The 13,509-nt window shown below is 61.7% G+C and carries 14 protein-coding genes; all 14 read right to left on the bottom strand.

The genetic code is table 11. The annotated features are described in order from the left end of the window. Position 1: 1 nt before the first annotated feature. Complete coding sequence (gene flhF / locus BN1137_RS15250; RefSeq protein ID WP_050719417.1) at positions 2-1,426, bottom strand: flagellar biosynthesis GTPase FlhF; 1,425 nt, start codon at positions 1,424-1,426, stop codon at positions 2-4. A 16-nt stretch (positions 1,427-1,442) separates the two neighbouring features. Then, on the bottom strand, positions 1,443-3,545 hold the full coding sequence (gene flhA, locus BN1137_RS15255) for a flagellar biosynthesis protein FlhA (RefSeq protein WP_050719418.1): 2,103 nt from the start codon (positions 3,543-3,545) through the stop codon (positions 1,443-1,445). Between the two features lie 179 nt (positions 3,546-3,724). Beyond that, the gene (gene flhB, locus BN1137_RS15260) at positions 3,725-4,855 is read right to left on the bottom strand and encodes a flagellar biosynthesis protein FlhB (protein WP_050719419.1); all 1,131 of its coding nucleotides are present in this window, start codon (positions 4,853-4,855) and stop codon (positions 3,725-3,727) included. Next, the gene (locus BN1137_RS15265; RefSeq protein WP_157433787.1) at positions 4,848-5,084 is read right to left on the bottom strand and encodes a hypothetical protein; all 237 of its coding nucleotides are present in this window, start codon (positions 5,082-5,084) and stop codon (positions 4,848-4,850) included. Before BN1137_RS15265 ends, flhB begins: the two co-directional genes overlap by 8 nt. Beyond that, positions 5,068-5,865, bottom strand: a complete 798-nt coding sequence (fliR, locus tag BN1137_RS15270; protein ID WP_050719421.1) for a flagellar biosynthetic protein FliR — start codon at positions 5,863-5,865, stop codon at positions 5,068-5,070. The genes BN1137_RS15265 and fliR overlap by 17 nt, the downstream gene beginning before the upstream one ends. 129 nt (positions 5,866-5,994) lie before the next feature. Then, on the bottom strand, positions 5,995-6,264 hold the full coding sequence (gene fliQ, locus BN1137_RS15275; RefSeq protein ID WP_050719422.1) for a flagellar biosynthesis protein FliQ: 270 nt from the start codon (positions 6,262-6,264) through the stop codon (positions 5,995-5,997). Between the two features lie 144 nt (positions 6,265-6,408). Then, positions 6,409-7,170, bottom strand: a complete 762-nt coding sequence (gene fliP, locus BN1137_RS15280; RefSeq protein WP_050719423.1) for a flagellar type III secretion system pore protein FliP — start codon at positions 7,168-7,170, stop codon at positions 6,409-6,411. Then, complete coding sequence (gene fliO, locus BN1137_RS15285) at positions 7,157-7,534, bottom strand: flagellar biosynthetic protein FliO (RefSeq protein ID WP_050719424.1); 378 nt, start codon at positions 7,532-7,534, stop codon at positions 7,157-7,159. Before fliO ends, fliP begins: the two co-directional genes overlap by 14 nt. A 61-nt stretch (positions 7,535-7,595) precedes the next feature. Continuing rightward, positions 7,596-7,991, bottom strand: a complete 396-nt coding sequence (gene fliN, locus BN1137_RS15290) for a flagellar motor switch protein FliN (RefSeq protein WP_025326247.1) — start codon at positions 7,989-7,991, stop codon at positions 7,596-7,598. A 49-nt stretch (positions 7,992-8,040) separates the two neighbouring features. Beyond that, on the bottom strand, positions 8,041-9,111 hold the full coding sequence (gene fliM / locus BN1137_RS15295) for a flagellar motor switch protein FliM (protein ID WP_033130817.1): 1,071 nt from the start codon (positions 9,109-9,111) through the stop codon (positions 8,041-8,043). 10 nt (positions 9,112-9,121) lie between these two features. After that, positions 9,122-9,628: a flagellar basal body-associated protein FliL gene (gene fliL / locus BN1137_RS15300; protein ID WP_050719425.1), complete on the bottom strand. Its 507-nt coding sequence runs from the start codon at positions 9,626-9,628 to the stop codon at positions 9,122-9,124. Between the two features lie 57 nt (positions 9,629-9,685). Then, positions 9,686-11,596: a flagellar hook-length control protein FliK gene (locus BN1137_RS15305; protein ID WP_050719426.1), complete on the bottom strand. Its 1,911-nt coding sequence runs from the start codon at positions 11,594-11,596 to the stop codon at positions 9,686-9,688. Between the two features lie 86 nt (positions 11,597-11,682). Continuing rightward, a complete protein-coding gene (gene fliJ, locus BN1137_RS15310) occupies positions 11,683-12,123 on the bottom strand; it encodes a flagellar export protein FliJ (protein WP_050719427.1) in 441 nt (146 codons plus the stop codon). 23 nt (positions 12,124-12,146) lie between these two features. Then, positions 12,147-13,478 carry a flagellar protein export ATPase FliI gene (gene fliI / locus BN1137_RS15315; RefSeq protein ID WP_050719428.1) on the bottom strand — a complete coding sequence of 444 codons (1,332 nt, stop codon included), beginning with the start codon at positions 13,476-13,478 and terminating at the stop codon, positions 12,147-12,149. Positions 13,479-13,509: the final 31 nt, after the last annotated feature.

A 13,509-nucleotide genomic window follows, 5' to 3' on the forward strand; every position in this document is an offset into this window, starting at 1 on the left:
GTTACTCATAAAACTCCGAATCTTCGGCTTCGCCAAAACCTGAACCCCAGAAGTAAGGGTCTTCTGTTTCTCGCTCCAGCGAGCCCATGGCCGCGCCGACCAGCAGCGCCGCATTGGCAACTTGGATATCTTCCGGCACGCGCTGTCCATCGGTGATATAGCTGATGGGCAGGGCATTCTGGATGCATACGTTAATCACTTCACCCAGATTCAGGCTCTCGTCCAGCTTGGTCAGGATACAGCCGGACAGCGGGATGCGTCGGAAGTGATCCACCGCCTCCTGCATCACCCGCCGCTGGGAAGTGGCGGACATGACCAGATAACTGCGAATGCGCACCTTGGCATTCTTGACCAGGGTATCGAGTTGCTCGGTCAGACGAATATCCCGCTGACCCACCCCGGCGGTATCGATGAGCACCAAGCGGCGGTTACGGAACTGATAGAGCGCATTGGCCAGCTCCTCGGCATCCCGCACCTGACGCACCGGGCAGCCCATGATGCGACCATAGGTCTGCAACTGCTCATGGGCACCGATCCGGTAGTTGTCGGTGGTGATGAGCGCCACCTGCTCGGCCCCGTATTTCATGGCAAAGCGCGCCGCCAGCTTGGCGATAGTGGTGGTCTTGCCCACCCCGGTCGGGCCGAGCAGCGCCACGGCGCCGCCCTGGCGCAAGATATCGTCTTCGCTGATCTTGAGCTGAGCCGTCAGTACCTCGGCCAGCTGGGCCATGGCCTGATGAATGGGCATGTCTTCCGGGATGAGACCCGCAAGCTGATCGGCGAAGGCGTCATCGAAGCCCATCTTCTTGAGCTCCTTGATGAGCAGCGCCCGCATCGGCTCACGGCGCTCCACCTCCTGCCACATCAGGCCTGAGATCTGGTGCTCGAGCAGCTTGCGGATGCTGGCCATCTCCTTGCGCATCCCTTCCATCTCCTGATCCCGTTGGGGAGCCTGAGCGGGACGCGGACCGGCCGCAGGACGGGCCTTGGGCTTGGCAGGCTCTGGGGGGGCACCCCACTGACCCTGCTCGGCCAGGGTTCTGGGCGCCGCATTGGCAGAGACCAGACCCGCTGACTGATTACCACCTCTTTCCCCTGCCGGGTTGGCCGGGTTCAGTTTCTGCTGGCGGGCCAGCAAGGCCGCCAGGGTATCGGCATAGTATTCGTTCTGCTCTTTGGCAGGAGCGGCAGGGCGCGTCATCTGCTTGCCTGCAGACGAGATATTGACGCTCTCATCGTTCAACTGACGGCGAACCGGCGCGTCTTTGGGGCCGGGGACCTGGGACTGATAGTCGACTGCGGCAACTATCTCCACCCCACCGGTGACCTTCTTGTTGGACATGATGACAGCATCCGGTCCGAGCGTCTCCTTGACCTCGGCCAGCGCCGTTCGCATGTCTTTGGCAAAAAACCGCTTAATCTTCACCCGTCATCTCCGCTAACTAGCCCTGTCCTACCGCACTGACGATGCGGATTTGCTTGTCATCAGGCACTTCCTGATAAGACAGAACGCGCAACCCAGGAATGGCATTCTTGACAAACTTCGCCAGGGTATTACGCAATATCCCCGATGTCAGAAGCACGGCCGGCTGGCCTTCCAGTTCTTGTCGTTGAGTGGCTTCCACCAGGGAGCGTTGCATCCGCTCCGCCAGTCCCGGTTCGATACCGGCGCCATCTCCTCCACCTGCTTGCAGGGATTGATGCAATATGCGTTCCAATTCTGGCGAAAGGGTGATCACCGGCAGTTCGGGTTCGGGGCCGGCAATCTCCTGCACGATCAACCGACGCAGGGCGATACGGCAAGCCGCCGTCAGCACTTCCGGATCCGGGCTGCGGGGCGCATATTCCACGAGGGTCTGCAGGATAGTGCGCATATCGCGAATTGGCACGCCTTCATTGAGGAGATTTTGCAATACCTTGACCAGGTTCCCCATGCTGATCACCTCGGGCACCAGCCCTTCCACCAGCTTGCTCTGATGTTTGCCTATCATGTCCAGCAGTTGCTGTACCTCGTCATGGCCGAGCAGCAAAGAGGCATGGTTGGAGAGAATTTGACTGAGGTGAGTGGCCACCACGGTGGCGGCATCCACCACTGTGTAGCCCAGGGTCTGGGCATGGGAGACCTGATCCTTGGCAACCCACACCGCCTCCAGTCCGAACGCGGGATCCTGGGTCGTTATGCCCTGGATCTGGCCGAACACCTGGCCCGGATTGATGGCCATCTCCTTGTCGTGATAGACGGTGGCCTCGCCGGTACTCACCCCCATCAACGTGATGCGATATTGATTGGGGGCGAGATCCAGGTTGTCGCGAATGTGCACCGCGGGTACCAGGAAGCCGAACTCCTGGGAGAGCTTCTTGCGCACTCCCTTGATCCGGTTGAGCAGCTCGCCACCCTGGCTCTTGTCCACCAGCGGGATCAGCTGATAACCCACCTCCAGCCCGATGATGTCCACCGGCATCACATCATCCCAGCTCAAGTCTTTCTGCTCGTGGGGCTGATCGCTCACCGCCGGCAACAATTCGCCCTTTGCCACCTTGGCGGCACGTTGTTTCTCACGGCGCAGCAGCCACCAGGCCCCGACCGCCGCGATGGCCCCCAGGCTCAGAAACGCCAGATGGGGCATGCCGGGCACGCTGCCCATCATCAACAGGATGCCGGCGGAGATCACCAGCGCCTTGGGATTTTCGAACAACTGACCGAGCACCGCCGTGCCCATGTCCTGATCGGTATTTTGACGGGTCACTATGATGGCGGCCGCGATGGAGAGCAGCAGCGAGGGGATCTGGGCCACCAGGCCGTCACCGATGGCGAGCAGGGTATAGATCTGGGCCGCTTCGCTAAAGGTGAGCTGGTGCTGCACCATGCCGATGATGAAGCCACCGATGATGTTGATGAAGAGGATCATGATGCCGGCGATGGCATCCCCCTTCACGAATTTGGAGGCACCGTCCATCGAGCCGTAGAAGTCCGCTTCCTGAGTCACGTCCTGGCGGCGCTTCTTGGCCTCTTCCTGATTGATGAGGCCGGCGTTCAAGTCCGCATCGATGGCCATCTGTTTGCCGGGCATGGCATCTAAGGTGAAGCGGGCGCTCACCTCGGAGATCCGGCCCGCACCCTTGGTGACCACCACGAAGTTGATGATAACCAGGATCATGAAGACGATGATACCGACCGCATAGTTGCCGCCGATCACCACGTTGCCGAAGGACTCGATCACGTGGCCGGCCGCCGCGCTGCCGTTATGGCCTTCCAGCAGCACCACCCGGGTGGAGGCGACGTTGAGCGCGAGCCGCAGCAGGGTCGCTATCAGCAAGACGGTGGGGAAAGCGGCAAAGTCCAGCGGCCGGCGGGTATAAACGGCCACCAGCAGCACCACGATGGAGAGGGCGATATTGAAGGAGAACAGGATATCCAGCATCAGCGGCGGGATCGGCAGCACCACCATGGCCAGAGAGGCGAGCACCAGCAACGGAGTCCCGACCCCCTTGGTCAGCAACCATCTGTGCTCTTTGATACGGCCCAGTCCAGCCTTGAATCCCATCGTTTCTCTCAATTAAAAACCGCCAGTGGCGGATTAAAGCAAATATCACGCCAATAACCCAAAGTATTGATATTAATGGGTTTTATTTTTAACGTGTCAGAAGTCCGTCATTGCAGGCCCTAGGCGCATACATCAGCAGGGTACAAGCCAGGCAAGGTGCGGCGCTTTAGGTGCGGCCCTTATTTGCGAAATTCGGGGGGGATGGGCAAGTCCTTGGCAAACGGGGTCGGCCGGCGGCCACGACCACGGCGGAACTTCTTGAGCTGATACACATAGGCCAGCACCTGGGCCACGGCGGCAAACAGCCCCTCCGGGATCTCGTGCCCAATCTCGGTGGCGTGGTAGATGGCACGGGTGAGCTCCGGCGCCGGCATGATGGGGATCTCGTATTCCCGCGCGATCTCCCGGATCTTCATCGCCACCTCGTCCGCGCCCTTGGCCAGCACCTTGGGAGCGGCGCCGGGCTTGCTCGCATCGTATTTCAGCGCCACCGAGTAGTGGGTCGGGTTGGTGATAATCACGTCCGCCTTGGGCACATCCCCCATCATGCGGCGCATCGCCATCTGCATCTGCAGCTGGCGGATCTTGCTCTTGACCTCGGGTTTACCCTCGCTGTCCTTGAATTCGTCCTTGATCTCCTGCTTGGTCATCTTGAGCTGCCGGGTGTGATTCCAGGTCTGGAACGGCACATCGATGGCGACGATGGGGATGAGGGAGCAGCAGAGGATGATCAGCATCCACAACAGCAGGTCCAGCGCGTCTATGATGCCGCCGGGGAAGCCTTCGAGGGAGAGATTAAGTAGATGATTAAACTGGCTAGATAACATCCGCCACGCGAACAAGCTGATAAATACAACTTTTGCGATAGATTTAACCAGCTCCACCAGGGACTGTACCCCGAACATCCTCTTCAGACCATTCAAGGGGCTCAGTTTGCTCCACTTCGGCAGCATGGCCTCGGAGGAAAAATTCATTCCGCCAAGCAGGGTATTGCCGACGAAGGCGGCGATGGCCACCAGCGAAAACAGCAGGCCGAGCGGCTTCACCAGCTCCCACAGCAGGGTCGGCAACATGGCACCCATGGCATTGGGGTCGAAGGCCTGATCCCGGTCCAGGGTAAAGCCGACGGTAAGCACCTTGATCATGGCGCCGGCCAGACTCTCTTTGAGCATCAACAAACCAAACACGGTCGCCAGCAGCACGCTCGCGGTACCCAGCTCCTTGGAGCGTGCAATCTGCCCTTTTTCCCGGGCCTGTTGCAGTCGTTTGCCCGTGGGTTGTTCGGTACGTTCCTGATCGGTATCAGCCATGCTGACCTCCGATTGGATAGATGCTCATCCAGCCAAAGGCCTGACATGGCGGTAGCTGACCGGGTTGTTCGGTGCCATGTGCCTGATCGGTATCAGCCATACAGGCCACCGACGGTCGGGAGACACTCATCCAGCCAAAGGCCTGACACGGCGGCAGCAAGCCACCGCCACACAGGATGCGGATCAGCTCAGCGCCGAGGGTCTGGCGGCCATCAACCATTCTGGCCACCGAAACACTGCACGTTGATAAGCTCGCAGCTAGTCTCCTGCACCCGCTCCCAGATGGCCTCGAAGTGCCCCATGAAGCCGCCGATGGTGAGCCAGAGGATAAACAGGCCCGACATCATGCTGACCGCGAAGCCGATGCTGAAGATGTTAAGCTGGGGCGCGGCCCGGGTCATGACCCCGAACGCAAAGTTGATGAGCAGCAGGGCGATGATGGCCGACAGCGCCATCACCAGGGAGGCCTGATACATGACGCCGAGGAAGCTTATCAGGCTGCGAATGGCGGGCAGGGTCAAGCCGCTGTCGGAGACCGGCAGGGTCTCGAAGCTCAGCACCACCATCTTGATCATCAACAGATGACCGTCCACCGCCAGGAACACCAGGGTCGCCAGCATCAGGTAGAACTGCCCCACCACGGGGGCAGACTGGCCATTCATGGGATCCACCAGGGTGGCAAAGCCCAGGCTGGTCTGCATGGCGATGATCTGGCCCGCCATCACGAAGCTCTCCAGCAGAAACTGGGTCATCAGGCCCAGCGCCACGCCGATGAGCAGTTGCTGCCCCAGCACCAGAAAACTGCCGACGGAGAACAGCTCGACCTTGGGCATGGGGGGCAGCAGGGGGGCGATGATGAAGGTGATGGCCAGCGCCAACCCCATGCGCACGCGCGCCGGGGCCAACCGGCTGCCAAACACCGCCATCACCATCAGCAGGCTGCTGACCCGCGCCAGCGGCCAGAGAATGGAAGATAGCCACTCCATGATCATCGCCGTGGTGTAGGTCATGCCCTCACCTCACGGCCATGGGATGCCGGCATGGAGACTGCCGACCTCTGACTCACCCCACTACCTCGGGGATCTGCGGATAAAACGCCATCGGCTGACACTCACCCAGAACCTTTACCATCGGCACCATCATCCGACTACCTCGGGGATCTGGCTGACCATCAGCAGGAAGAAGTCCATCAGGCTCTGCAGACCCCAGTGGGCGCCCGCCCCCAGCGCCAGCAGGGTGACGATGAGACGGGGCAGGAAGCTTAAAGTTTGTTCGTTGATGGAGGTGGCGGCCTGGAAGATGGCGACCAGCAGCCCCACCATCAGGCTCGGCAAGATCACGGCGCACACCATGATGGTCACCAGCCAGAGTGCCTCGCGAAACACATCGACAAAGGTTTCCGGACTCATGTTATCGGCTCCTTGCCATTGACCGGCTTGGCCAGCGCCCAGCCCGGCGCTGCTGGCGAGCGACAGAAGCCGCGTCCAACCGCCCACCATGGCACACCGCATCAGCTGGAACGGTAAGGAGCGCGATATTGGAGAAGCCCAGCATCATCCGGCGCCCAGCCCGAAGCTGTTGGCAAGGGATCCCAGGATCAGGTTCCAACCGTCCACCATGACGAACAGCATCAGTTTGAAGGGGAGCGATACCAGCATGGGGGACAACATCATCATCCCCATGGCCATCAGGATACTGGCGACCACCAGATCGATGACCAGGAACGGCAGGAACAGCATGAAACCAATCTGGAAGGCGGTCTTGAGCTCGCTGGTGACGAAGGCCGGGATCAGCACTCGCAGCGGTACGTCCGCCGGCTTGTCCACCTGCACGTTCGCTATCTCCATGAAGGTGTTGAGATCCTTGACCCGGGTCTGGGCCAGCATGAACTGGTGAATGGGCAGTTCGGCCTTCTCCAGCGCCTCCTTGGCCCCTATGGTTTCCGCCAGATAGGGCTGCAACGCCTCGTCGTTGATACGATCCAGCACCGGCGACATGATGAAGAAGGACATGAACAGGGCGATGCCGATCAGCACCTGGTTGGAGGGGCTCTGCTGCAGACCGATAGCCTGGCGCAAGATGCCGAGCACCACGATGATCCGGGTGAAGGAGGTCATCATGATCACCATGGCCGGCAGGAAGGAGAGCGCGGTCATCAGCGCCAGCACCTGCAGGGTCAGGCTGTATTCCTGACTGCCATCCGCCATGGTCTTGACGGTGAGCGCCGACATGCCGTCCTGGGCCAGGGCCAGTGGCGATAACAGCAGCAGAGAGGAGAGCAGGCCCAGCCGCCACCAGCCGTTAGATTTTTTCATGCTTGCCCATCAGTTTGCCGAGTTGCTGGGAGAACGCCTGGGACTGGCTCTCGTCCAGCGGCTGCTCCAGGCGATAGAGGAAGTTGACCTGCTGCGGCGTCACCCCGATGAGCAACTGCTGCTCGCCCACCTTGACCACCAGCAGCTTCTCCTTGTACCCCACCGGCAGACTGGCGATGACCTTCATCTGGCCGCCCCCCATCACCTGGGTGAGCTTGCTCTTCTTGAGCAGAAAACCCAGCACCAGGATGAGGCCGATCACCATCAGGCTGGAGAGCAACCAGGAGGTGATGCTGGGGGGATTGACGCCGGCCTCGGCCAGCGCTGGGGCGGCGAACAATATCAGGGCGAGAGCGCGGATCATTTGAGCTTCTTGATCCTTTCGGCCTGACTGATGATGACATCGGTCAACGCAATGGTTCTGGTCATTTGAGTTTCTTGATCCGTTCAATCTGGCTGATCACATCGGTCAATCGGATGCCGAACTTGTCGTTCACCACCACTACCTCGCCGTGGGCGATCAGGGTGCCGTTGACCAGCACGTCCAGTGGCTCGCCGGCGACCCGATCCAGCTCCACCACCGAGCCCTGGTTGAGCTGCAGCAGGTTGCGGATGCTGATCTGGCTGCGGCCCACTTCCATGGCGATGGTCACCGGGATATCCAGAATGGTATCCAGCTTGCGGCGCTCCTCGGCGCTGATGGGAGCGTCGTCTTTGAGCTCCTCCAGCGGGGCGGGCTTGGCCTCGGCCGTCACCTGTTCTTCCAGCGCAGCCGCCCAGGCATCAGCCATCAAATCCTGCTCGTCATCGGTTCCGCTCATCTTGCTTCCTTATGCTACTTCGTGACCCGCGTCTGACACGACGGGCCTATTAGGAGTGTTTGTCTTCGATGCTGCGCTCGAGCTCTTCCAGCTCGGCCTCACCATCGATGCGTACGCCGCCACGGGTCACCAGATGCATCTCTGTCTTGACCCCGTCAGGGCGCTTGAGTTTGTCGACTATCTTGAGCGCCACGTTCTCCTTGGTGCGCCCCATCTTGGCGTGGAAGGTGGGCAAATCCTCCACATAGACCAGCAGATTCTCCGGCATCTCCACCGGGATGATGTCACCGGGCTTGAGCTCCATCAGATCCCGCAGGGTCAGCTCGGTTTCCAGCAACTTGGCCTTGAGCTCCACCTTGACGTCCATGATCTCGTCGCGCAGCGCCTTGCTCCAGCGCACGTCGGTGTCGCCCTTGTCGCTCTGCACCCCGGCATCGAGCAACTCGCGGATGGGTTCGAGCATGGAGTAGGGCATGGCCACATGGAAGTCGCCGCCGCCGCCATCGAGTTCGATGTGGAAGGAGCTCACCACTATCACCTCGGTCGGGCTGACGATGTTCGCCATGGCCGGGTTGACCTCGGAGTCGAGATATTCGAAGCCCACGTCCATCACCGGCGCCCAGGCGTCCTTGTAATCCTCGAACACCAGCTTGAGCAGCATCTGGATGATGCGCCGCTCGGTGGGGGTGAACTCGCGGCCCTCGATCTTGGCGTGGTAGCGCCCGTCACCGCCGAAGAAGTTCTCCACCAGGATGAACACCAGGCGGGCCTCCATGGTGATCAGCGCCGTCCCCTTGAGCGGACGGAAACGCACCATGTTCAGGCTGGTCGGCACGAACAGGGTGTGTACGTACTCGCCGAATTTCAGCATCTGCACGCCGTTGATGGAGACCTCGGCGGTACGCCGCATCATGTTGAACAGGCTGATGCGCATGTGGCGGGCGAACCGTTCGTTCACCAGCTCCAGCGTCGGCATGCGGCCACGGACGATGCGGTCCTGGGAGGAAAAATCAAACTGGGCAATGCCGGGATCCCCGGCCGCACCTAGCTCTTCCTCTTCGACATCATCGACACCGTGCAACAGGGCATCAATTTCGTCCTGACTTAACAGATCGCTCACGCTTCACCTTTCATTGCATGACAAAGCCGGTAAACAGCACTTGTTCTATTACGGGGGAAGAGACCAGGTCATTGAGCACCCGGCGACACTCTTCCAGTGAATCCTGGCGCAGCTTCTCCTTGCCCTCGAAGGTCATCAGCTGCTCGGCAGTGGCCGCGCTGAAGACGCGCAGCAGGGTCCCTTCAATCAGGGGGATATTCTGTTTGGCCAGCGCCTCGTCGGCAGCGCCGCGCACCAGCAGCTGGATCTTGATCTGTACCAGTCGATCCCGCTGCCCGCCCGCGACGTTGAACACGAAGGGGCGCGGCATGCCCACATAGAGCGAAGGTTGGGGCGCATTGTCTGCGGGCTTGGCCTCGGCCGTTTCGGCCGCCGGTTTATCGCCGCCTGCCAACATAAACCAGGCACCGGCCCCGCCGCCGCCCAGCACGATGACGGCCAGGGCGACTATCATGATCAGCTTCTTTTTCTTGGCTGCCGCCGGATCCTTCAGCGTCAGTTCGTTATCGTCTGCCATCCCTTGTCCACCCTAGTCTCAAACTTGTTCGGTATCATAAACTTACTCAGGCAGGCATCAAGCATAGAAATCAATTCCGGCATCGTTTGCCGATTCCACCAGCAGACTCATGGTCCTGGTCGTGCCTTCCCCCTCCCCCTGGCCGTTGCCAGCGAAGGATCCGCTCCCCTGCTGACCCCGTTGATCCTGACCCGTGAAGGTCGATTGCCCCTGGGACTGTTGTGACTGTTGTCCCTGTTGCTGGACCTGAGTCTGGCCGAGCTGGATCCCCTGCCCTGCCAGCATGTCGCGCAGCCTCGGCATAGCTTGCTCCAACATCTCCCGGGTCTGGCCATGCTGCACCACGAAGTGGACGTTGGCCTGGCTGTCTGCGCCCATCTGGATCTGGATCTTCATCTTGCCAAGGCCGAGGGGATCGAGCTGGATCTCCGCCTGCTGCAACTTGTCCGCCAGCATCAGGTTCACCTTCTGGTGCAACTGCTCCGGCGCCTCCGGGGTGGCCAGGCGCAGGTGCGGCAGGCTCTGGGGCTCGCGTCTGGCAGCCAGCTCTGCCGCGGGTCTGCTCTCAGTGCCTTGGATTGGCTGCTGGGCATGCGCCGCTGAAGGGCTTGCCTCCGTCTGCTCGGCCACTTTCGCCTCGGACACCAGGTTATTGCCAAACTCAGTCTGCCTGGATTTCACCTCGGGCAGATCCTGCCCGGCGGCGACCTTGACGGCCACCGCCGGCTCGGCCTCCATCTGCTCGATACCGGCTGACAGCGCCGTCAGCGAGGCCTGTGGCCCCTGCGATTCGTGGCTCGCCAGTATCTGTTGTGGCGCCGCAATCACCGGAGCCGGATCCGCGGCCACGGGGGTTGCATTGCTGGTCGCGCCGGCATCGGGTTTGCTCGCGCCAGCGGCCTGCGCCGGCTTGGATGCGGGCTCCTGCGCAGCCGGGCGAGGCTCGCTGCCATCCTCACTGACAGTCGCTGCCTCCGTGCTGGCGTCAACGCCGCCATTGACGCCACTTTCCATCCTGACCAGCCCCTCACCAAAGGCCTTGGCCGCACTGGCCTGCGCGGTATGAGGAGCAGAGGTGAGTGCGCCATTGCTGGCTGGCTCTGACGTTATCTGTTGCTGGGGGTTATCGCTCAGCTGGGCTGCCGCGCTCTGTGGCAAGGCAGTTTGCGCGCTAGCCACCACCTTGGCCAACAGGGCAGCGCGCTCTTCGCCAGACAAGGGCGGCGCCGTCGGTTTCGACGATGCGGACTTGGGATCGAGCGGCTTGTCTGCGGCGATGGCTTCTTCTTCCGGCTGGCTCACCGGCAGAGCATCGACTGACACCGGGGTGACTGGCGCAGAAATGGCCTGGGCTCCCTTGCCGGGTTCACTCACGCCAGTTGCCTTGTCCGGATGAGCGGGCGCCTCGGTGCTGATCCCTTCACCCATTTGTTGCAACAACGCCTGCTGCGCGGCGGCCTCTCGTCCTGCGGCGCCCGGCGCTGGGGCTGGGGCCTGCTTGCTGGCATCGGTCAACCCTATCGGCTGCGACTCGGGCGGCAAACTGTTGCCGTCGGTGATGGCGGCCGGGCTCTGGGCCCAGCTCACTGCGGGAGGGGCAACCAGGGTGACATCCTGCCTGAGCGAAGCCTGCAACTGCTGCAAGAAATCCGCAGGGGGAAGGCCGGACTCGCCGGCCTGGCGCTTGGCCGCAGAGTCTTGCTCGGCCGAGGGCTCATCCAGCGCGGTCGCCAAAGATTTGGCATCCGCCCCCGCAACCGGGCTCGGCTCGTCATCCCCTTGACTGGCAGAGGGGCCGTTATCGGTGCGCTGCGCCTTGGCCATGGCATCGGCAAACGCAGCCTTGACCTCGTCCAGCGAAGGCAGTTCCGCACCCTCGCCCACGCCAAGGGTCGCCCCTGAGGACAATCTGGGGTCGGCGGACGTGGTCTGAGTGGCGGTGGCCTTGATCAACTGGGTCTGTATCATGCTGGGTCCCGGGAATCCTGTGCTGTTGCCGTCCCTGAACGGGCGGCATCCAGGCTATGCGGCGTCATTGGTCAGACTAAAGCAAGTTACAGGCCAGAATGGTGATAGCGGCGCTGGATGGCGTAATCATCCAGCATCTTCTGCTCCTGACGCTGGGCTTTCTGGCGTACCTTGTCGGCCTTCTTGTCCAGCAAGAGTTCGAGGGCCTTGCGCCGCTGCTGGGCCTCCAGCCATTGGGTACGGCACAGCGCCAGCGCCTCGCGCACCTGCAACACCCCTTGGTACTGTTGGGTCGCCGCGTTTTCCAGCTTGTTGATGAAGGCGTGATACTGGCTGTTCTGCTGGGGGGTGATCCCCTGCAAGCCGCGATCCGTCCATTGCTGGTGATAGATCTGGCGGTACTGGTTGAGCGCCTCTTGCTGATCCATGAACAGCTTCAAGTCCTGCTGCGCCTTGGCCAGCGCCAACGCGGCCTGCTGCTCGGCCTCTACCAGCCTGGTCGCCAGCAATTCCAGTCCTTTACTCATCCATCGGCTCCCGGTTCATCTCATCAGCGCATCAGTGGCATGGCCACCAGTTGCAGGGATTGCAGCCCTTCATCGTAGTGAATGACCTCACGCATGCCCTGTTGCAAGAACTGATCCAGATAGGGTTTCTGGATGATGGCCCTATCGATGCGAGGATCGGAGCCCTGACTGTAGGCGCCGATGGTGATGAGATCCCGGTTCTGCTGGTAGAGGGAGTAAAACTGCTTGAAGGTGCGCGCCAGCTCCATGTGCTCCGGCGAGGTGACCATGGGCATGACCCGGCTGATGGACTTTTCGATGTCGATGGCCGGATAGTGACCCGCATCTGCCAGCTCCCGCGCCAGAACGATGTGGCCGTCGAGGATGGCCCGCGCCGCATCGGCGATGGGATCCTGCAGATCGTCCCCCTCGGTCAGCACGGTGAAAAACGCCGTGATGGAGCCCTGGCCGTGGTTGCCGTTCCCCGCCCGCTCCACCAGCGCCGGTAATTTGGCAAACACCGAGGGCGGGTAGCCCTTGGTCGCCGGCGGCTCGCCCACCGCCAGCGCAATCTCGCGCTGGGCCTGGGCGTAACGGGTGAGGGAATCCATCAGCAGCAGCACGTTGAGGCCTTGCTCACGGAAATACTCGGCGATGGCCAGCGCCGTCTCACAGCCCTTGAGCCGCATGAGCGGCGAGGCATCGGCCGGCGCGGCCACCACCACGGCGCGCTCGCGACCCTCCTCCCCCAGGATCTCTTCGATAAACTCTTTCACCTCCCGGCCCCGCTCGCCGATGAGGCCGACCACCACCACATCCGCCACCGAGCCACGGGTCATCATGCCAAGCAACACCGACTTGCCGACGCCGGAGCCGGCAAACAACCCCATGCGCTGGCCCTGCCCCACGGTGAGTACCGCATTGATGGCACGCACCCCCACATCCATGGGCTGATTGATGGGACGGCGCGAGAGCGGGTTGATGCGATGCTGGGCAAACTGCACCGTCTGGGAAGAGATGATGGGGCCGAGCCCGTCCAGCGGTTGACCGATGCCGTCGATGACCCGGCCGAGCAGGTTCATCCCCACCGGAATGCCGTGATCCTCGGTGATGGGCACCACCCGGGCGCCGGGGATGACCCCCTTGAGCTGTTCGCTCGGCATCAAAAACAGCCGATCGCCGGAGAAACCCACCACTTCGGCCTCGAGCCAACCGCCCTGAGTATCGATTCGGCACAGGGCACCGATGGCGGCGCGGCAGCCGATGGCCTCCAGCGTCAGCCCCACCACCCGGGTCAACTTGCCCGCGACCGGTGGAATGGGCGCGACATCGAGCACCCGATAGCCTTGCAGCCGCTTGAGCAAGGACGCTGTCATCGCGCCTCCAGAGATAAATGGATAAAAGGTG

This window comes from Aeromonas tecta (genome assembly GCF_000820185.1).
Taxonomy (GTDB): Bacteria; Pseudomonadota; Gammaproteobacteria; order Enterobacterales; family Aeromonadaceae; genus Aeromonas; species Aeromonas tecta.

Coding starts and splice junctions, on each gene's coding strand:
- flhB (WP_050719419.1), bottom strand. CDS start 4,855: ATGGCTGATACCGATCAGGAACGTACCGAACAACCCACGGGCAAACGA.
- fliI (WP_050719428.1), bottom strand. CDS start 13,478: ATGACAGCGTCCTTGCTCAAGCGGCTGCAAGGCTATCGGGTGCTCGAT.
- fliL (WP_050719425.1), bottom strand. CDS start 9,628: ATGGCAGACGATAACGAACTGACGCTGAAGGATCCGGCGGCAGCCAAG.
- fliN (WP_025326247.1), bottom strand. CDS start 7,991: ATGAGCGGAACCGATGACGAGCAGGATTTGATGGCTGATGCCTGGGCG.
- fliP (WP_050719423.1), bottom strand. CDS start 7,170: ATGAAAAAATCTAACGGCTGGTGGCGGCTGGGCCTGCTCTCCTCTCTG.
- BN1137_RS15305 (WP_050719426.1), bottom strand. CDS start 11,596: ATGATACAGACCCAGTTGATCAAGGCCACCGCCACTCAGACCACGTCC.
- fliJ (WP_050719427.1), bottom strand. CDS start 12,123: ATGAGTAAAGGACTGGAATTGCTGGCGACCAGGCTGGTAGAGGCCGAG.
- fliO (WP_050719424.1), bottom strand. CDS start 7,534: ATGATCCGCGCTCTCGCCCTGATATTGTTCGCCGCCCCAGCGCTGGCC.
- fliQ (WP_050719422.1), bottom strand. CDS start 6,264: ATGAGTCCGGAAACCTTTGTCGATGTGTTTCGCGAGGCACTCTGGCTG.
- flhA (WP_050719418.1), bottom strand. CDS start 3,545: ATGGGATTCAAGGCTGGACTGGGCCGTATCAAAGAGCACAGATGGTTG.
- fliR (WP_050719421.1), bottom strand. CDS start 5,865: ATGACCTACACCACGGCGATGATCATGGAGTGGCTATCTTCCATTCTC.